This window comes from Pseudomonas chlororaphis subsp. aurantiaca (assembly GCF_013466605.1).
Taxonomy (GTDB): domain Bacteria; phylum Pseudomonadota; class Gammaproteobacteria; order Pseudomonadales; family Pseudomonadaceae; genus Aquipseudomonas; species Aquipseudomonas chlororaphis_I.
In genome coordinates this window covers 1829608-1849022 of sequence record NZ_CP059162.1, presented here as the reverse complement: position 1 = coordinate 1849022, position 19415 = coordinate 1829608, and the positions used below count along the sequence as shown (strand labels likewise).

Here is a 19415-nt window from a genome sequence, read left to right as displayed (position 1 = left end):
ACCAGCGGCGACAGAAGGCGGATGCCTACCTGTACCAACAAAAATGCCCCTGTCTTTCGACAGGGGCATCGGTTTGCAACTCAGCTTATATATAGAAGCCGATACACAAGGGCCTTAGTGCGATACCGCCCCGCTGGCGCCCAGGCCGGTCTGCGAACGCACGAATTGCGGGAAGAACAGCGCCCGCTCATTGTCAGCCGCAGTGGACTTGTCGGTGATGGAGAAGAACCAGATCCCGATAAAGGCAATGATCATCGAGAACAGCGCCGGGTACTCGTAAGGGAAGATAGCTTTTTCATGCCCCATGATCTGCACCCAGATGGTCGGGCCGAGGATCATCAGGCCAACGGCACTGACCAGGCCCAGCCAGCCGCCAATCATGGCGCCGCGGGTGGTGAGTTTCTTCCAGTACATGGAAAGCAGCAGTACCGGGAAGTTGCAGCTCGCCGCGATGGAGAACGCCAGGCCGACCATGAACGCGATGTTCTGGCTCTCGAACAGGATGCCCAGGGCAATCGCCAGCACACCCAGGCACACAGTGGTGATCTTCGAGACGCGGATTTCATCCTTCTCGTTGGCCTTGCCCTTCTTGATCACGCTGGCGTACAGATCGTGGGAAACCGCCGAGGCACCGGCCAGGGTCAGGCCAGCCACCACCGCCAGGATAGTGGCGAAGGCCACCGCCGAGATGAAGCCGAGGAACACGCTGCCGCCCACGGCATTGGCCAGGTGCACCGCCGCCATGTTGTTGCCGCCGAGCAGAGCGCCCGCCGCGTCCTTGAACGCCGGGTTGGTGCTGACCAAAAGGATCGCGCCAAAACCGATGATGAAGGTCAGGATGTAGAAGTAGCCGATGAAGCCGGTGGCATACAGCACGCTCTTGCGCGCTTCCTTGGCGTCGCTCACGGTGAAGAAGCGCATCAGGATGTGCGGCAGGCCCGCGGTACCGAACATCAGCGCCAGGCCGAGGGAGAACGCCGAGATCGGATCCTTCACCAGGCCGCCCGGGCTCATGATCGCTTCACCTTTGGGGTGAACCTTGGTGGCCTCGGAGAACAGCATGTTGAAGTCGAAGTTGACATGCTTCATGACCATCAGCGCCATGAACGAGGCACCGGACAGCAGCAGGACCGCCTTGATGATCTGCACCCAGGTGGTCGCCAGCATGCCGCCGAACAGCACGTACAGCACCATCAGGATACCCACCAGGATCACCGCCACATGGTAATCGAGGCCGAACAGCAGCTGGATCAGCTTGCCGGCACCGACCATTTGCGCGATCAGATAGAACGCCACCACCACCAGCGAGCCGCAGGCCGACAGCGAGCGGATCTGGGTTTGCCCCAGGCGATAGGACGCCACGTCGGCAAAGGTGTACTTGCCCAGGTTGCGCAGGCGCTCGGCGATCAGGAACAGAATGATCGGCCAGCCCACCAGGAAGCCGATCGAATAGATCAGCCCGTCATAGCCGGAGGTGAACACCAGGGCGGAAATCCCCAGGAAGGACGCTGCCGACATGTAATCACCGGCAATCGCCAGACCATTCTGGAAACCGGTGATCTTGCCGCCCGCGGCATAGTAGTCGGCCGCCGACTTGTTGCGCTTGGAGGCCCAGTAGGTGATGCACAGGGTGGCTCCGACGAACAGCACGAACATGATGATCGCTGAGACATTGAGGGGTTGTTTATGCACTTCGCCGGTCAGGGCGTCGGCCGCCCAGAGACTTGGAGCAAAGGCCGCGACGCTAAAAAAGGCCAATAGACGCCGGATCATTGCTGAGCCTCCTTGAGAATCGCATTGTTCAGGTCGTCGAATTCGCCGTTGGCGCGTCGCACGTAGATACCGGTCAGGACAAAGGCCGCGACAATCAACCCGACACCAATGGGAATGCCCCAGGTGATGGATGATTCAGGACTGAGTTTTGCCCCCAGCACATGGGGTCCGTAGGCAATCAGCAGGATGAAGCCCGAATAAAGCCCGAGCATGACCGCCGACAGTATCCAGGCGAATCGTTCGCGCTTGCTGACCAGCTCCTTGAAACGCGAGCTGTTTTGAATCGAGAGGTAAATGCTGTCGTTCATTGTTTTTATCCTCGCAGCACAGATTTTAGTTGGAACGTAGTCCACTCTATGCGGCTCTCGGGCCGGTTCCAGACGACCTTAGTATTAGAACGACAGCCCCCCCTGACAGGAACTTTTGCGCCAGGCAAAACAAAAGGCCGCCGGGTGCGAACACCCGACGGCCTCGAGACCTGCGAGCTAGACGCCTCGCGATCAGTTAGCAGTCCACTCGGCAACGCGCTCAGGGTGTTTGGCCACCCAGTCCTTGGCCGCTGCTTCCGGTTTGGCGCCCTCTTGAATCGCCAGCATCACCTCGCCGATTTCATCCTTGGAAGCCCACTGGAACTTCTTCAGGAAAGCCGCAACCTCCGGCGCCTTCTTCTCCAGGCCCTTGCTGCCGATGCTGTTGACGGTTTCAGCGGCACCGTAAACGCCTTTCGGATCGTCCAGGAAGCGCAGCTTCCACTTGGCGAACATCCAGTGCGGCACCCAGCCGGTGACCGCGATGGATTCGTGCTTATCTTCGGCACGGGTCAGCTCGGCAATCATCGCCGCGCCCGAACTGGCTTGCAGCTTGTAGTCCAGACCGTAGTCCTTGATGGCCTGGTCGGTCTTGAGCATCACGCCCGAGCCGGCATCGATACCGACGATCTTGTTCTTGAAGGTGGTGTCGTCCTTCAGGTCGGCGATGCTCTTGGGCTTGACGTACTCCGGCACGATCAGGCCGATTTTCGCGTCCTTGAAGTTGGGGCCGTAGTCGACCACCTTGTCCTTGTTCTTGGTCCAGTACTCGCCATGGGTCACCGGCAGCCAGGCCGAGAGCATGGCGTCCAGCTTGCCGGTGGCCACGCCCTGCCACATGATCCCGGTTGCGACAGCCTGCAACTTCACGTCATAACCGAGCTTCTGTTTGATCACCTCAGAGGCTACATACGTGGTCGCCACACTATCCGACCAACCGTCGACATAGCCGATGCTCAGGGTTTTGCTGTCGGCGCTGGCCAGGGTGGAACTGATCGCAAGTACCAGACCGGCACCTGCGCCTAAGAGTCGTCGCATCTTCATCGTTGCTTCCCCGAAAGTACTGCGCCCGACGGGTGCCGAGCCGCGTCAACCTGTTGTTATGGTGCACAGCGCCCTCATCACGCCCCACCAACTTGCTCGAACATCAGCGCGATTGCCCTATGAGAGCCCTGACGCGTCGATCATCAACCTGACGCCAAAGGCGACCTGCTCTGACTGCGACCTCAAAACATTCAGCAACGACACCAGTTCGCCAGTAATCAGGGCATGCCCAAAACAGTCGCCCAATCCCGCCCGAACTTTGCATGTCAAAATCATGCAGGCCACCTGGGCAGCGGCAAATCCGGGTAAGATGCCCGGCTTTGTTTCCTGACGGCCTGACCATGCCCTCGATTGCCCGCTTCCCGCTCCTGCCCTATCTATTCGCCTGCCTGCTGGGAGTCTTCGCGCTCTGCGGTTTCTGGTACGGCCTCGGCCAACCGGTGGTGCTGCCGGATGTCGCCAGCGCCAGTCACAAGCTGCAATGCGCGTCCTACACCCCGTTCGACAAGGACCAGTCGCCCTTCGACCAGCCGTTCAAGTTGCGCCCGGAGCGCATGGACGCCGACCTGGCGCTGCTGGCGACGCGTTTCGAATGCATCCGCACCTATTCCATGACCGGCCTCGAAGCCCTGCCGGACCTGGCGCGCAAGCACGGCCTGAAGCTGATGATCGGCGCCTGGGTCAACAGCAACCCGGTGGACACCGAAAAAGAGGTCGACCTGCTGATCGCTTCGGCCAACGCCAACCCGGATGTGGTGAGCTCGGTGATCGTCGGCAACGAGGCCCTGCTGCGCAAGGAAGTCACCGGTCCGCAACTGGCCAGGCTGATCAACAAGGTCAAGGCTCACGTCAAGCAGCCGGTCACCTATGCGGATGTCTGGGAGTTCTGGCTCAAGCATCCGGAAATCGCGCCGGCGGTGGACTTCCTGACCATCCACCTGCTGCCCTACTGGGAAGACGATCCGTCCAACATCGACGCCGCGCTGAACCATGTGGCCCAGGTGCGCCAGGTGTTCGGCAACAAGTTCGCGCCCAAGGACGTGATGATCGGCGAAACCGGCTGGCCCAGCGAAGGCCGCCAGCGCGAAACCGCCCTGCCGAGCCGGGTCAACGAGGCCAAGTTCATCCGTGGTTTTGTGGCCATGGCCGAACAGAATGGCTGGCATTACAACCTGATCGAGGCCTTCGACCAGCCGTGGAAACGCGCCAGCGAAGGTGCGGTCGGCGGTTACTGGGGGCTGTTCGATGCCGATCGCCAGGACAAGGGCGTGCTCGCCGGGCCGGTATCGAACCTGCCTTACTGGCCATTGTGGCTGGGCGTGGGCGGGGTGATATTCCTCGCCACCCTGATCCTCGGTGGCCGGGTCCGTGGCACTCGCGCGGCCTTGGTCCTGCCCTTGCTCGGCGCCCTCGCCGCCTGCTCCATCGGCGCCTGGGGCGAACTGGCGCGGGTCACCAGCCGCTTTGCCGGTGAATGGTTCTGGGCGGGCCTGCTGCTGGCCCTGAACCTGTTGGTGCTGGCCCACGCGGCACTGAGCCTGAGCCCCCAAACCGGCTGGCGCCAACGCGCTTTCGACAGCCTGGAAAAACGTGCCGGCTGGCTGCTCGCCGCCGCCGGTTTCGCCGCCGCGGTAATGATGCTGGAGCTGGTGTTCGACCCGCGTTATCGCAGCTTCCCCAGCGCCGCCCTGCTCCTGCCGGCCCTGGTCTACCTGTGCCGCCCGGTGCGGGTGCCGCGTCGCGAAATCGCCCTGCTGACCTTTATCGTCGGCGCCGGCATCGCCCCTCAGCTGTATCGCGAAGGCCTGGAAAACCAGCAGGCCTGGGGTTGGGCCCTGGTCAGCGTGCTGATGGTCGCCGCCCTGTGGCGCAGCTTGCGGGCTCGCAAAGCCTGACAGAAAAAAGGGATGACCATGGTCATCCCTTTTTTATTACCGGCGATTCGCCTCACGCCACCGCGCGAGGCGCCCTTACCAGCCGCAAGGCGCCGATGACGATGGCAAACACCGCCAGGCTGGTGTTGTAGAGCGCCAGCGCCGGAAAGCCGAACAGCAGCGCCAGCACCGCCAGGCCCCAGCCGGAACGGCCGGGCACCACGAAGGCGATCAGGGATGCCGCCAGCGCCGCCCAACCCATGACCTTGAAGTGGATCAGCAACCCCAGGCTGGAACGCGCCTGGCACTCCCAGCGGCTGGCCTCGTCGACACAGACGCCGACCCATCGAGCGTCCTCCATGAAGCCGTAGCGCACGCCATAACTGGCGGCCAGCCACAACGGCAGGACAACAAGCAGCAGAATCACGGGAAGACGGCGGGACATGAAGCACTCCGATAAACGAAAAACGGCGCCCAGCATAATCGCCCGAGGCCGGTAAGCAAGCGTGTTGCACAGATAACTGTTGAGCAAACAGCGACAAAGTGTATCGTCTGGCGACTATTACCGCCGATCCGGCTTTGCCCTGCCTTGATCGTTTTTTGTACCGTGCCATGGCACTTCGGCAGCAACCCGGTGGTCATAGCCTGCGAACTTCACCCGGCACCTTCCTCTACAGGGATTTAGTCATGCTCCGTTCCTTGCGCTTCGCTGCCCTGTTTGGCGGCCTTATTTCGAGTGCGTCCGCACTGGCGGTCGACATCGACGCCGCCAGCTATGGCTACCCCTTGACCAATCCGTTCGAGGCGACCATTGCCACCACTCCGCCGGACCTGCGTCCGAAGCTGCCGAGTGACGACGATATCAATCAGTCCGACCGCAGCCTGACCTTGCGCCCCGAGCGCGAGTTCATCCTGCCGGACAACTTCTGGGCCGTGAAGAAGCTCACCTACCGCATCGCCGAGCAGGACCATGCCGCACCGCTGATCTTCCTCATCGCCGGCACTGGCGCGCGCTATGACAGCAGCCTCAACGAGTACCTGAAGAAGCTCTATTACCAGGCCGGCTACCACGTGGTGCAACTGTCCTCGCCCACCAGCTTCGACTTCATCAGCGCCGCCTCGCGGTTCGCCACGCCGGGCGTGACCAAGGACGATGCCGAAGACATATACCGCGTGATGCAGGCGGTACGCGCGCAGAACCCGAAACTGCCGATCACCGATTTCTACCTCACCGGCTACAGCCTCGGTGCCCTGGACGCGGCCTTCGTCAGCAAGCTGGACGAAACCCGGCGCAGCTTCAACTTCAAGAAGGTCCTGCTGCTCAACCCGCCGGTCAACCTCTATACCTCCATCACCAACCTCGACAAGCTGGTGCAGACCGAGGTCAAGGGCATCAATAACACCACCACCTTCTACGAGCTGGTACTGAACAAGCTGACCCGCTACTTCCAGCAGAAGGGCTACATCGATCTCAACGATGCCCTGCTCTATGACTTCCAGCAGTCCAAGCAGCATTTGAGCAACGAACAGATGGCGATGCTGATCGGCACCTCGTTCCGCTTCTCCGCCGCCGACATCGCCTTCACCTCGGACCTGATCAACCGCCGGGGCCTGATCACCCCGCCCAAGTACCCGATCAGCGAAGGCACCAACCTCACGCCGTTCCTCAAGCGCGCCCTGCAGTGCGACTTCGACTGTTACCTCACCGAGCAGGTAATCCCGATGTGGCGCGCCCGCACCGACGGCGGCAGCGTGCTGCAACTGATCGACCAGGTGAGCCTATACGCACTCAAGGATTACCTGCAGGACAGCCCGAAAATCGCGGTGATGCACAACGCCGACGACGTGATCCTCGGCCCCGGCGACCTGGGTTTCCTGCGCAAGACCTTTGGCGACCGGCTGACGGTCTACCCCCATGGCGGCCATTGCGGCAACCTCAACTACCGCGTCAACAGCGACGCCATGCTGGAGTTCTTCCGTGGCTAAACATCTCCTGCTCATCGCTGCGTTGTTCTGCGCAGGCTATGCCAATGCCGACGACGGCCAGACCGCGACACCCGTGGTCGCAGACGAGGACGGCTTCACCCAACCGCTCAAGCAGCTCAAGTTCAACCCGGGCCTGGACCAGCGCGAGTTCGAGCGCTCGACCCTCAACGCGCTGAACGTCTACGACCCGCTGGAGTCGTGGAACCGCCGGGTGTACCACTTCAACTACCGCTTCGATCAGTGGGTGTTCCTGCCGGTGGTCGACGGTTACCGCTACATCACCCCGAGCTTCCTGCGCACCGGTGTGAGCAACTTCTTCAACAACCTGGGCGACGTGCCGAACCTGGTCAACAGCCTGCTGCAGTTCAAGGGCCAGCGCTCGCTGAACACCACCGCCCGCCTGCTGGTCAACACCACCATCGGTATCGGCGGTCTCTGGGACCCGGCCACCAGCATGGGCCTGCCACGCCAGAGCGAAGACTTCGGCCAGACCCTGGGCTTCTACGGCGTGCCGGGCGGTGCCTATTTCGTCCTGCCGATCCTCGGCCCCTCGAACCTTCGCGATACCGCCGGATTGGCCGTGGACTACACCACCGAGTCGGCGATCAACTTCCTCAATGTTTCCGAGGTCAGCTCGAACCACCCGGAGCTCTGGGTGCTGCGCAGTATCGACAAGCGCTATCAGACCAGCTTCCGCTATGGCCAGCTGGACTCGCCGTTCGAGTACGAGAAAGTCCGCTACGTCTACACCGAATCGCGCAAGCTGCAAATCGCCGAGTGATCCCTCCAGGGCCCTGCCATCCGCGCAGGGCCCTTTTCTTCGCCCCACCGATACCCTCGCCCCTCTCAGCACCTGCACCCTCCAGAAACGGAAAAATCCTCATTGGAATTTTCCAGGCAAGTAGATATGATGCTAATCATTAGCTAGCTATCTACATGCCTTGCCGATGAAAAGCCTCACCCTGCGAATCCCCGATTTCTGGTTGGCCGTCCTGGCTCCCAGCCGCAACGACCTGCTGTTCGCCATCAGGAACATGATCGCCGGGGGCATCGCTCTGTACCTGGCCTTTCGTTTCAACCTCGAACAGCCGCAATGGGCCCTGACCACCGTGTTCATCGTCAGCCAGCCCAGCAGCGGCATGGTCCTGGCCAAGGGCGCCTTCCGCCTGCTCGGCACCTTTAGCGGGGCCATGGCCTCGATCCTGCTGATCGGCCTGTTCGGCCAGGCGCCCCTGTTGTTCCTGCTGGCGATGGCGCTGTGGCTGGCCTTCTGCACCACCGGCGCCTCGCTGCTGCGCAATCATGCTTCCTACGGCTTCGTACTGGCCGGCTACACCGCGGCGATCATCGCCCTGCCCGCCACCGCCCATCCGCTGCTGGTGTTCGACCAGGCCGTGGCCCGCTGTTCGGAAATCAGCCTGGGCATCATCTGCGCGGCGATCGCCAGCACCGTGCTCTGGCCGCGCCGGGTCGAACAGGCGCTGGCCACCCAGGGCAAGCTCGCGTGGCAAGCCGGCATGCGCGCCGCGGCCTCCGAGCTGATCGGCCAGGACCAGCGCAAGGGGTTGCTGGAAGCCCTCGGAAAACTGGTGGCGGTCGATGCCCAGCGCGATCACGCCTGGTTCGAAGGGCCTCAGGGCCGTCGGCGCTCCCAGGCCCTGCGGGTGCTCAGTCGCGACTTGCTGAGCCTGTTGCGCGCCGCTCGCGGCGTGGCCCGCCAACGGCTGATGCTCGACAGCGCGGCGAATGCTGCGGTGGCACCGCTGATCGAACGACTGGCCACGGCCCTGGATAACAGCCACGAGGAAGACATCGCCCAGCTGTCGGCACGCCTTCAAGAAGCACTGCAGGACCGCAGCCTGTCGCAGGATGCGCATCTGTGTCTGATGCAATTGGCTCAGGTGCCGGCTCTGCTCGAACGCAGCGCGCGGACCCTGCAGGCCGTCGAGCAGGGCCGAGTCCCCCATGGCGCGCCTGGCGCCCTGTCCTGGCACCGGGATATCGAGCAAGGCATCCTCGGCGGCCTGCGCAGCGCCCTGGCGTTTCTCGCCGTGGCCGGCTTCTGGGTGCTCTCGGCCTGGCCCTCCGGCCTGGGCGCGGTATCGATCTGCGGGGTGGTGCTAAGCCTGTTCGCCGGCCGGGAAAACCCTTCCGCCTCCAGCCTCAACTTTCTCAAGGGCATCGCCCTGTCAATACCGATCGCCGGCTTCGTCAGCCTTGGGTTGCTGCCCGGCTGGGACGGTTTCCCGCTGCTGTGCGTGGGGCTCGGGGTGCCGCTGTTTTGCGCTTCGCTGTGCATGAGCAAACCGCGGATGGCGCCGATCGCATCGGCGTTCTGCATCTTTTTCGTCAACAACGTCGGCCCCGGCAACCTGATGACCTACGACCTGGCCAACTTCCTCAACAAGGCCATGGCGACCCTGGTCGGCGTCGGCATCGCGGTCCTGGTGTTCCGCCTGGTCAGCCTCAACCCCGGCGAACATCACTATCGGCGGATGTTCCGCGCCTCGCTGTTCGACCTGGCGCAACTCACCTCGCGCCCGCTGGAGCAAGCCGAGAGCTGGTTCGGCGGGCGCATGGCCGATCGCTTGATCCGCCTGGCGCGCTACTCCGAAAGCCTGCCCCAGGAACGCCGCCAGCACTGGGACAACGGCCTGCTCGGGCTCGACCTGGGCGACGAACTGCTGCAATTGCGCGCCAGCCTGGGCGCCGCGACCGGCGCCCTGGGCATCGAGCGCGGGCACTACCTGCAGAACATCGCCACGCAGCTCAAGTCGGGCGGACCGACGCCACGCCGCACCGATCGACTGGATGCTCCGACCGTCGCCCTGCTCAAGGCCCTGGAGCAGGCGCCGCAACTGCCGGAACAGGACCGGGAAATGGCCAGGGCGGCGCTGCTGCAACTGCAATTCACCTGGCACAAATGGTGCCGCCTGACTCGCCACGAACCCGGCGTGGCGGCTGTCGCCCAGGGGTAATGAGCGGAAAAAAAAACGCCACGCGCCGGTTGCGGCGGGTGGCGGCATAACGCCCTGCGAAAGCCCCTCAGGCTTGCAGCAGCGGGAACAAGGAAATCACCAGCAGCAAGGCCATGCCGTAGTTGAACAGGCGCAGCCAGCGCGGATCGCGCAGGACATTGCGCAGCACGCTGCCGAACCCGGCCCAGACCCCGACGCTCGGCGCGTTGATCAAGGCAAACAGGCTGGCGATCACCACCACGTTGAAAAAGTAACCCTGCAACGGCGTGTAGGTGCTGATAGCCCCCAGCGCCATGACCCAGGCCTTGGGGTTGACCCACTGGAACGCCGCGGCGCCCCAGAACCCCAGCGGCCGGCCCTTGCCGTCGACTTCCTGGGACACCGGCCCGGAACGGGCGATGTTCCAGGCCAGGTACAGCAGATAGGCCGCACCGACGTAGCGCAGCACCTTGTACAGCACCGGATAGGCTTCGAACACGGCGCCCAGGCCCAGGCCGACGGCCAGCACCAGCACCAGGAACCCCGAACTGATCCCGAGGATATGCGGCACCGTGCGACGGAACCCGAAATTCACCCCCGAGGCCAGCAGCATGGTGTTGTTCGGTCCGGGGGTCACCGAGGTGACAAAGGCAAACAAGGCGAAAGCCAACAACAAGTCGATCGACAACGGCATACAGTCATCCTGAGAAGTACATGCTCCGAACAGAGCCCTGAGTCATTGTTTTCGCCCCGGCGATCGCCACGGGCGAGGCTTATCCACGCTTACAGCAAGGACCCGATGAAGCCCGCGGCGACCATCGCGTAGAACGCGCCGCAGACCAGGCCGAAAGCCTTGCGCGTGCGGACGAAAAACGGCTCCGCCGAACGCGCGGAAAAGGCCAGGGCATAGGCGCAGAAAATCACGAAGCCGGCGACCGCACAGCTGCCCACCAGCACGAAGCTGGCCCAGGAGGGTGCCGTGGCGCTGAGGCCGACAGTGGTCACGGTGAACCAGGTCAGGGCCGCCTTGGGGTTGGTCAGGTGGATGCCCAGCCCTTGCAGGTAGAACCCCAGCGTGCGGCTCTGTTTGGCCCGGGCGCGATTGAGGTTGACCGCGCTCGAGCTCAGGGCGCCGCGGATGGATTTGTAGGCCAGCCATAACAGGTAGCAGGCGCCGAGGATCTTCAGCCAGACCAGCACCTGGGTGTTGGACATCAGCAAGGCCGAGACGCCCGCGGCCGTCATCGCGCCCCAGCACAACGAACCGGAAATGACCCCGGCCGCCAGCGCCAGCCCCGGGGTACGCCCGTAGCTGAGCGAGGTGTTGGCAATCGCTAGGTTACCCGGGCCAGGGCTGGCGGTTCCGATGACGTAAACGGCCATAGCAGCACCAAAGCTCGATAAATCAAACATTTGACGGTCTCTCGTAGAAGTCGCGGGAGCAGGGTTTACCAACCGGGATGCCGCCCCGCGCGGGCCGGCATCCATCCTCGCTACTTGAAGCAGCGATGATCGGGTTCTTCGGCCCGGATCTTTTCCATCCAGGGTTTGAGTTCGGATTGCTTGTACAGCCGCTCGCCCCAGCGCTCGGGCGACACCGGCAGCGGACGGCCTTGCAGGATGTAGTCGGTCAACAGGTGGATGAACTGCTGCAGGCAATAGGCGCCGACGTGCAGGCGCAGCGAAGACGCGGTTTCCGCCGGGGCGATGTTGAAACGCGCGACGTGGATGATGTCGCCGCTGTCCACCGAGGGCGCCAGGTGATGGCAGGTCGAACCGTAGGTTTCGTCCTGGTAGTAGATCGCGTAGTACTGGCTGCCCAGGCCGCGGTACTTGGGCGGCGCCGGGTGCAGGTTGATCGCGCCCTTGCGGGCCCGCTGATAGATGCTCGGCGGGAAGATGAAGTCGCCGCGATAGGAAATGATCCAGTCGCCCTCCCAGTCTTCCAGGTGATACGGATAGGGGTCGCCCGGGTCCCAACAGAACACTTCCAGGTTGGAAAAAACCGTCTTGGCGAATTCAACGCCGTGATCGCACCAGTCCATGGTGCACACCGACAATAGAACTTTGTCCTTGCATGGTTCGATGGTCTGCATAGTCTTTTCCACTATTGGCTGTTGGTACATTTCGAAAACACACCCGGTCCGCCCTCCCCCGCTAACCCTGCTGGCAGGCCTCGACTACCGCCGTGAAGCGCTCGACCATTTCGGCGATGTCCGCCTCGCTGGAGATGAAGGGCGGCGCGAACAGCACGTGGTTGCCGTGAACACCGTCGGCGGTTCCGCTGCCCGGATAAATCAGCAGCCCTTGTTCCAGCGCCTGCGCCTTGAGGCTCGCGGCGTAACGGCCGCCACCGTGATAGGGCTCGCGGGTGTTCCGGTCCTGAACGAACTCCACGCCGACGAACAGGCCGCGTCCGCGCACATCGCCGACATGCTCGAAGCGCGCCAGGCACTCGCGCAGGCCGTGGCGCAGTTGCTCGCCGCGCAAGCGCACGGCCGGCAGCAGGTTCTCGTCCTGGATGACCCGCTGCACCTCCAGCGCAACGGCGCAGGCCAACGGATGGTTGACGTGGGTCTGGCCGTTGCCCAGCACCCCGGAGTTGCCCGCCATGGCCTCATGCACCTGGCTGCTGACCAGCAACGCCGAGATCGGCTGGTAACCGGCTGCCAGGCCTTTGCCGACCGCGACCATGTCCGGCACGATGCCGTCGTCTTCGTAGGCGAAGAACCTGCCGGTACGCCCCATGCCGGCCATCACCTCGTCGAGGATCAGCAGCACGTCGTGGCGCTCGCACACCGCCTTGATCTTGCGGAAGTACCCCGGCACCGGCGGCACCGCGCCGTTGGTGGAGCCGACCACGGTCTCGGCGAAGAACGCCGCCACCCTGTCGCTGCCCAGCGCCCTGATCTTTTCGTCCAGCTCCAGCGCCAGGCGAGTCCCGTACTGCTCATCGCTTTCATCGGTGCCCTGATGGCGATAGGCATAACAGGGCGAGACGAATTCGGCGGGCCCGAGCAGCGGCTCGAAGACCCCGCGACGCTGGAGGTTGCCGGAAATCGCCAGGGTCCCCAGGGTGCTGCCGTGGTAGCTCTGCTGCCGCGAGATAAAGATCGATTTGCCCGGCAGCCCGCGCTCGCACTGATATTGGTAGGCAATTTTCATCGCCAGCTCCATGACCTCGGAGCCGCCGGAGAGAAACTGCGCCTTGGCCAACCCGCCGGAGGCCCCCACCAGCAGGTCCGCCAACTCCTCGGCGGCGGCCGTGGTGAAGCTGCCGGCATGGGCCCAACTGAGTTTTTTCGCCTGCTGCTCGATGGCCGCGGCGATCCGTGGATGTCCATGTCCCAGGCTGGAAACGGCCACCCCGCCGCACGTGTCGAGGTAGCGTTTGCCCGAAGCATCCTCAAGCCAGACCCCAGCACCATTGACGGCGTGAATCGGTGAGGCATTCAAGTTCTTGTAGATGACCGTTGACATGGATCCGAGCCCTTGCAGTTATGCGGCCTAACGGGTGTTTTCCGGGTGGTCCCACGCCGTCGAGCCTTGATGGAAACGCTGGCTGAAGCGCGAGGAATTGAATATCCGGCGCGCCCAGCCGATCGGTAGCAACACCACAGCGAACATCAACAACGAAAGCAACCTGAGCATGACCTTGTCTCCTGAATAAAAAGTGAGTGAGCGATCAGTCCAGCGGGATCTCGTTGCGCCAGTCGACCTCTTCGACGAACTCCGGCTGGGTCGTGCGCTCGAGAATGAAGCTGCCCAGCACCAGCACATCCATCTCGGTGCGCATGAAGCAGGCGTAGGCTTCTTCCGGCTTGCACACGATCGGTTCGCCGCGCACGTTGAACGAGGTGTTGACCAGCACCGAGCAGCCGGTGCGCTTCTTGAAACTGCGCAGCAGATGGGTGAACGGCGCGTTGTTTTCTTCGGTCACCGTCTGCACCCGCGCCGACAGGTCGACGTGGGTCACCGCCGGCAGCTGCGAACGGATCGAGTTGATGCTGCCCAGGCCACGCTCGGGGCCGCCGGGCTGCAACGACTCGGCGGTCTTGATCGAGTCGTTGACCTGCGAAACCATCAGCATGTACGGGCTCTTCTCGCAGATGTCGAAGTAGATCTGGGCATCCTCGTCCAGCACCGCCGGGGCAAAGGGCCGGAAGGATTCGCGGTACTTGATCTTCAGGTTCATGGTGCGCTGCATCTCGGGATTGCGTGGATCGCCGAGGATCGAACGCGCGCCCAGGGCTCGCGGGCCGAACTCCATGCGTCCCTGGAACCAGCCGACCACGGCGCCGTCGGCCAGGTGCCGCGCGGTTTCGTCATACAGCTCGGCACCCTCGAAGCGCTGGTACGGATACTGGTTGGCGTCGAGGAACGCCTGGATCTCTTCATCGCCAAAACCCGGCCCCAACAGGCTGCCGCTCATGGCGTCGAGCTTCTTGCTGCCCAGGTGCGGACGCCCGGTGCGCTTGACCGAATAGTCCATGGCCGCCCCCAGGGCACAACCGGCGTCGCCGGCCGCAGGCTGAATCCAGATCGCGTCGAAACGTCCGGAACGGCTGAGCACACCGTTGGCCACACAGTTGAGCGCCACGCCACCGGCCAGGCACAGGTTGCGGTAACCGGTCTGCCGCACGGCCGCAGTGGCCAGCCCCAGCACCACTTCCTCGGTCACCTGCTGTACCGAGGCCGCCAGGTCGCATTCGCGCTGGGTGATCGGGCTCTCCGGCTTGCGCACCGGACCGCCGAACAGTTCCTCGAACGCTTCGCCGACCATGCGCTCGCCACGCAGGTACTCGAAGTACTTCATGTTCAAGGTGAAAGAGCCGTCGGCGCGGATGTTGATCAGTTCCTTGCGGATCTTGTCGGCATAGATCGGCCGGCCGTAAGGCGCCAGGCCCATGAGCTTGTACTCGCCGGAGTCGACCTTGAAGCCGCAGTAATAGGTGAACGCCGAGTAGAACAGGCCGACCGAGTGCGGATAGGAAATCGAGTTCATCAGGTCGAGCTTGGAGCCGTCGCCCTTCCAGATCGTGGTCGAATGCCATTCGCCGATGCCGTCGATGCACAACACCGCCGCCTGTTCGAACGGCGATGGGAAAAACGCCGCCGCGGCATGGGAACGGTGGTGCTGCGAGGCGATGGTGAGCGGTCCGGTACCACGTCCCAGTTCCTCGAGCTTCTCGTCGATGAACTTGAGCACGTTGAGCTTCCAGCGGATCCATTCCGGCATGGTGCTGATGAAAGTGCGCGCGCCGCTGATGCCGCCACTGGCGAAGGAGGAAATCATCCGCGAGAACTTTTCCTGCGGGTCTTCGTAGTAGACCACGGCGGTCAGCTCATCGAGGCCGATCCCCTCGGCGTCCAGGCAGTACTTGATGGCATTGGCCGGAAACGCCGCGTCGTGCCGCACCCGCGTGAAGCGCTCTTCCTGGGCCGCAGCCACCGGCACCCCGTCCTTCACCAGCGCAGCGGCGCTGTCGTGATAGAACGCCGAAATCCCTAATACGTAAGTAGCCATTTAAACGCTCATCCTCATAGCTTCATGCCAATCCATGGAAATTCCCTGTGTCTGTGCACAATCCGTCATCCGTGCAACCAACTTGAGACCGGCAGGCTTTTTAATGCCGGAATCAACGACACCACCAACAACACACTCATTGAAATGTTGAACAGCCGGAGCCGGTTCGGCTCACTGAGAAAGCGCCGCAAATAACGTCCGAACAGCACCCAGACCATCGAGCAGGGCGAACCGAAGAGAAAGAAGATCAAGGCGATCAGCAGGATCTGCGCACTGTAGGAACCGACCGGCGTGGTGTAGGCCAGGACCGCGCCCACCGCCATGATCCAGGCCTTGGGGTTGACCCACTGGAACAGCGCCGCGCCGGTGAAGCCCAGCGGGCGCCCGCCCTGATCGTCGAGATCGACCGTGGGCGCCGTGGCGATCCGGTAGGCCAGGTACAGCATGTACAGGGCACCGATCACCTGCAGGATGTCGTGCAGGCTGGGATAACGATGGAATACCGCGCCGGCGCCGAGCCCCACCGCGATCAGCATCAGCGGAAAGCCGATATTGATGCCCGCAACGTGGCGCAGGGTGCGGCTGATGCCGAAGTTGACCCCGGAGGACATCAGCATCACGTTGTTCGGCCCCGGCGTCACGCAGGTGGAAATCGCGAACAGGATGACGGCGTAGTAGTCCAGATTCTGCATGCCCCAGGCTCCGCTCAACGATAGTCTTCAAGGGTGCCGCGGCGACGAATGTCGACCGACACACAATGGAAGCCGCCACTGAGGCTGCGGGCATGGCGCATTTTCAGCGGCGCCACATCGATACCGTGTTTCTCCAGGGCGCGAATCAGCGGCACCTGCTGGTCGTTGATCACCGCCAGCGCCGGGTTGACCATGATGAAGTTCATGCCCTGCCAGATCGACGCGCGCGGGTAGGACCAGCAATAGCCGGTGTCGACCATTTCCGGCGCCCAGATGATGTCCCAGTTCTTGAACAGCGCCGGCACCTGGTCCTTGCGAATCCGCTCCGGACACAGCACCACCAGCCCCGGGCGGACCACGGTGATGGTGGTGTCCAGGTGCGTGCCGTCATACACACCACTCACCGGGTGCACCCGGTAACGATCGCCCAGCACCCGCTGCAGCCACTGGCAACCCAGTTCGTTGCCGCTGCGCGAAACCAGATAGAGGATGTCCTCGCCGACGCGGATCACGTTGGCGGCGTCGAAGATCGGCTCGTCATTGGCAATGATCGAGCCGTTCTTGGGGTTGATCCGGTAGGTGCTATCCAGCAGCTGCGGCTTGGGCGCGGAAATCCAGTTGGAGCCGCTGGCAAAGTATTCGGCCAGGTGTCGGCGATAGGCGAACGGTTCCAGGTAGCGGCTGCGCAGCGCCATCGGCGCCTCGATGATGGTCTGGCCGATGGGCAGCAGCACATCCCGCGGGCAATAGTTGTATTCGCCGTCGGTTTTCCAGGCGGAGGTGCCGAATACCGCGCGATGATCAGTGACGTCCGGGCGCCGCACTATGACCCCGTGGGAACGCAGGAAGGCGGCAAAGGCGTCCAGGTCCTCGCTGGCTTCCTCGATCACCTGCTGCGGATAGGGGCCGGATGGAATGTCCTCGATGTAGTCATGCTGCTCGCTGTAATCCAGCGCGAACAGGCCACGGTCGGGGCGCGGCACCTGCGCGCCCTGGGCGACGCCGACGATCATTTCTTCCAGCGGATCCCACTCGTTGTGCACGTTGACCAGAGACATGGACACTCCTTGATGTTCAGGCCGTTACGCCAACCGGCGCGGCAGGGACAATAGGTTCGTGATGGAACAGCGCCTGGTCCTCGCCCCGCGTCTTGCTCCGGGGCAGCACCGCGCCCGCGGAGCCGATACCCAGGCGCTGCAACCAGGACGTCAGGCGGTCCGGCTGCGGTGCCAGGGACTCGTAGCCGACGCGGACCCGCTGCCAGTGTTCTGCCAGTTCCGCCGGCTTCGACGCGGCGACCTGGCGCATGTAGGCATCGATGGCGTCCACCGCCCAGGCCGAATGCCCGGTGGTGACGTTATCGATGGTGTTGTGCAGGTCAACGAACGCCGTGCTGAAGCCGTAGTGCCGAAGGAAGCGCCGGGCCGAGCGGTAGCTGCCGCCCACCCCCGACAGCTCCATCGCCAGGTTCATGCCGAGGATTTCCGGCATGAAAGTCACCGGCAGCTTGCCCAGGCACAGCCAGTAGACCGGCAAGCGGAACGACGCCTCGCGCAGCCGCTCATCTTCGGCGAACTCGCGGGCACCGGTAGGCGCCAGCTCCAGCCCCATCTGGCGCAGGCCGTCGCGGTAGATTTTCGGATGGTTCAACGCATAGGAACCGTTGCCCAGCTCGTCCCAGTAGGTCTGGAACAATGCGTAACCGACATGGGATGAAGCCAGAGTCAGGTCGGTGAAGCCCTGCAGCCAGGCTCCATCGATCAGGGTCAGCGGCGCCAGTTGCAGGGTGGAGTCGACGATTTCTTCGCGTGACGGCATGGCCGCCGGGTCGCTTTCTTCGAACTCCTGGCCGTGGCGGTCGTGCTTGTCCAGCAGCCATTCGCGCAATACGCCGACATTCCAGGACTCGGGCAAGGTGCGTTCGGAGTTTTGCAGCGAGCGGCGCGACTGCTCCAGCCAGCGCGTCACATACGCCTGGGCAAAAGCCTGGGTACGCGGCGCCAGCGCCCTGCCCTGCAAGACGAAATAGGCCTCGCGCAGGCTCCTGGGCCACTGGCCCTGCTCCAGAATGCCCTCGCCCAACACCTGTGGAACCACTGTATTGCAAGGGCTTGGCGCTGGTACTTCAACCGCTTCTGCGCGCAGGATCGGGCCGGACAGGCCATCGATCCATTTGCGGATGACGCTCAGGTCGGCCTCGCTGAAAATCCGGAACATGCGCCCATTCGGCGCGACCAGGGTGTTGACCAGCAGGCTCTTCTCGGCGTTGCCGGGCACGATCAGGCGGCTGCGCGAAAGCATCTCCAGCAACGGAACGGGGTCGACCTGGGCCTCACGCAGCCACTGCGCCAGGCTGCGGCCTTCCATCTTGTAATCCTGGTGATAGACCGCGCCGGCCCGAGCCATGCGCTGGATCATCTTGCCCATCAGGCGCTCGGGCGATACCGCGGCCCGACAATGCACCAGCAGCTGCTCGTTGAAAGTCTTCAGGGCCGCGAACAACCACTGGGCGCCCGTCTCCAGTTGCAGGCGGCGAATGTTGCCCTGGTTGGCGACCTGCTCGCAGACCCACTGGGAGATCTCCAGCGCCGAGCTGTCGTCCGCGCCTTCATCCAGTTGGTTCAGGTCGAGTCGGCGGACGTCCAGCTGCTGCGCGTCCAGCACCGCCCACCAGGGGCTCAGCCCCAGGGCGCGCCAGGCATAATCGATGCCGCATAGGGTGTCGCCAAAGGCATCGCTGCGGCGGCTGATCGCTTGCAGCAATGCCGGTAATTCGAACAGTTCGTCGGGCAGGTCGGGGAGCGTGGAAAGCTCGAACGGCGAAACCGCATAGGCGGTCAGCCCCGCCTGCACCAACAGCGATTTGAAGTGATCGGCGCGCGATGCCAGGGGCCGCCCCACGCCCACGTCGTGGGCCAGCAGCTCCATGAGCTTGAGCTGCGCGCTGTCCTCGAAGACCCCGGGGGCGCTCATGCCTTGCAGCCAGCAGCCCAGCACCGAGGCCAATGGCGCCGAGTGCACCAGCAGGGCCTCGGCGAATTCCCGTTGGTTGCCCAGCTCCGCAGCCTGGCTGGCCAGTTCGCGGTAAACCCGGGCCTGCTCGTCACGCCAGTGCTCGATCTGCACCCGCAACCCGGGCAGCCCCTCCGCACCGGTTTCCCCCGGTGCGGCCAGGCCCATCAGGCGCCGAATACTGACATCCCCCAGAAAGCTCTCGGGGTTGCTGACTGATCGATAAAACTGGCGCCACATAC

17 protein-coding genes are annotated in these 19415 nt (G+C 63.4%); 4 read left to right on the top strand and 13 right to left on the bottom strand.

Features of this window, described 5'->3' with window-relative positions; translation table 11 throughout:
- Positions 1–114: 114 nt before the first annotated feature.
- The 3 genes from H0I86_RS08425 to H0I86_RS08415 all read right to left on the bottom strand — a co-directional run bounded on the left by H0I86_RS08425 (position 115) and on the right by H0I86_RS08415 (position 3125).
- The gene (locus tag H0I86_RS08425; RefSeq protein ID WP_016702212.1) at positions 115–1773 is read right to left on the bottom strand and encodes a cation acetate symporter; all 1659 of its coding nucleotides are present in this window, start codon (positions 1771–1773) and stop codon (positions 115–117) included.
- Positions 1770–2081, bottom strand: coding sequence for a DUF485 domain-containing protein (locus H0I86_RS08420; protein ID WP_007931481.1), 312 nt, complete (start codon positions 2079–2081; stop codon positions 1770–1772). Before H0I86_RS08420 ends, H0I86_RS08425 begins: the two co-directional genes overlap by 4 nt.
- A gap of 192 nt (positions 2082–2273) precedes the next feature.
- Complete coding sequence (locus H0I86_RS08415) at positions 2274–3125, bottom strand: glycine betaine ABC transporter substrate-binding protein (RefSeq protein WP_180924678.1); 852 nt, start codon at positions 3123–3125, stop codon at positions 2274–2276.
- Positions 3126–3466: 341 nt separating this feature from the next.
- Here H0I86_RS08415 and H0I86_RS08410 point away from each other — a divergent pair, with 341 nt between their 5' ends.
- On the top strand, positions 3467–5020 hold the full coding sequence (locus H0I86_RS08410; RefSeq protein ID WP_180924677.1) for a glycoside hydrolase family 17 protein: 1554 nt from the start codon (positions 3467–3469) through the stop codon (positions 5018–5020).
- A gap of 52 nt (positions 5021–5072) precedes the next feature.
- Here H0I86_RS08410 and H0I86_RS08405 read toward each other — a convergent pair whose 3' ends face one another.
- Entirely contained in the window at positions 5073–5444 is a 372-nt protein-coding gene (locus tag H0I86_RS08405; RefSeq protein WP_081362322.1) for a hypothetical protein, read from the bottom strand.
- A 242-nt stretch (positions 5445–5686) separates the two neighbouring features.
- Between H0I86_RS08405 and mlaY the strand changes: the two genes are divergently transcribed.
- The 3 genes from mlaY to H0I86_RS08390 all read left to right on the top strand — a co-directional run bounded on the left by mlaY (position 5687) and on the right by H0I86_RS08390 (position 9963).
- Complete coding sequence (gene mlaY / locus H0I86_RS08400; protein WP_180924676.1) at positions 5687–6985, top strand: lipid asymmetry maintenance lipase MlaY; 1299 nt, start codon at positions 5687–5689, stop codon at positions 6983–6985.
- Positions 6978–7766 (top strand): MlaA family lipoprotein, encoded by a 789-nt coding sequence (locus tag H0I86_RS08395; RefSeq protein WP_180924675.1) that lies wholly within the window; start codon positions 6978–6980, stop codon positions 7764–7766. Before mlaY ends, H0I86_RS08395 begins: the two co-directional genes overlap by 8 nt.
- Positions 7767–7932: 166 nt before the next feature.
- Positions 7933–9963: an FUSC family protein gene (locus tag H0I86_RS08390; RefSeq protein WP_180924674.1), complete on the top strand. Its 2031-nt coding sequence runs from the start codon at positions 7933–7935 to the stop codon at positions 9961–9963.
- 67 nt (positions 9964–10030) lie between these two features.
- On the opposite strand, the gene H0I86_RS08385 is transcribed toward H0I86_RS08390, so the two are convergent.
- The 9 genes from H0I86_RS08385 to H0I86_RS08345 all read right to left on the bottom strand — a co-directional run bounded on the left by H0I86_RS08385 (position 10031) and on the right by H0I86_RS08345 (position 19413).
- The gene (locus H0I86_RS08385; protein WP_009042782.1) at positions 10031–10636 is read right to left on the bottom strand and encodes a LysE family translocator; all 606 of its coding nucleotides are present in this window, start codon (positions 10634–10636) and stop codon (positions 10031–10033) included.
- Positions 10637–10725: 89 nt separating this feature from the next.
- Complete coding sequence (locus tag H0I86_RS08380; protein WP_007931466.1) at positions 10726–11355, bottom strand: LysE family translocator; 630 nt, start codon at positions 11353–11355, stop codon at positions 10726–10728.
- A gap of 80 nt (positions 11356–11435) precedes the next feature.
- Entirely contained in the window at positions 11436–12038 is a 603-nt protein-coding gene (locus tag H0I86_RS08375) for a formyltransferase family protein (RefSeq protein WP_180924673.1), read from the bottom strand.
- Between the two features lie 61 nt (positions 12039–12099).
- Complete coding sequence (locus H0I86_RS08370; protein WP_180924672.1) at positions 12100–13422, bottom strand: aspartate aminotransferase family protein; 1323 nt, start codon at positions 13420–13422, stop codon at positions 12100–12102.
- A 27-nt stretch (positions 13423–13449) separates the two neighbouring features.
- Positions 13450–13593, bottom strand: a complete 144-nt coding sequence (locus H0I86_RS08365) for a hypothetical protein (protein WP_007931463.1) — start codon at positions 13591–13593, stop codon at positions 13450–13452.
- A 34-nt stretch (positions 13594–13627) separates the two neighbouring features.
- On the bottom strand, positions 13628–15469 hold the full coding sequence (locus H0I86_RS08360; RefSeq protein ID WP_124312949.1) for a carbamoyltransferase family protein: 1842 nt from the start codon (positions 15467–15469) through the stop codon (positions 13628–13630).
- A 65-nt stretch (positions 15470–15534) separates the two neighbouring features.
- A complete protein-coding gene (locus tag H0I86_RS08355; RefSeq protein WP_009047754.1) occupies positions 15535–16161 on the bottom strand; it encodes a LysE family translocator in 627 nt (208 codons plus the stop codon).
- A 14-nt stretch (positions 16162–16175) separates the two neighbouring features.
- Positions 16176–17219 (bottom strand): inosamine-phosphate amidinotransferase 1, encoded by a 1044-nt coding sequence (locus tag H0I86_RS08350; protein WP_180924671.1) that lies wholly within the window; start codon positions 17217–17219, stop codon positions 16176–16178.
- Between the two features lie 16 nt (positions 17220–17235).
- Positions 17236–19413 carry an iron-containing redox enzyme family protein gene (locus H0I86_RS08345; RefSeq protein ID WP_180924670.1) on the bottom strand — a complete coding sequence of 726 codons (2178 nt, stop codon included), beginning with the start codon at positions 19411–19413 and terminating at the stop codon, positions 17236–17238.
- Positions 19414–19415: the final 2 nt, after the last annotated feature.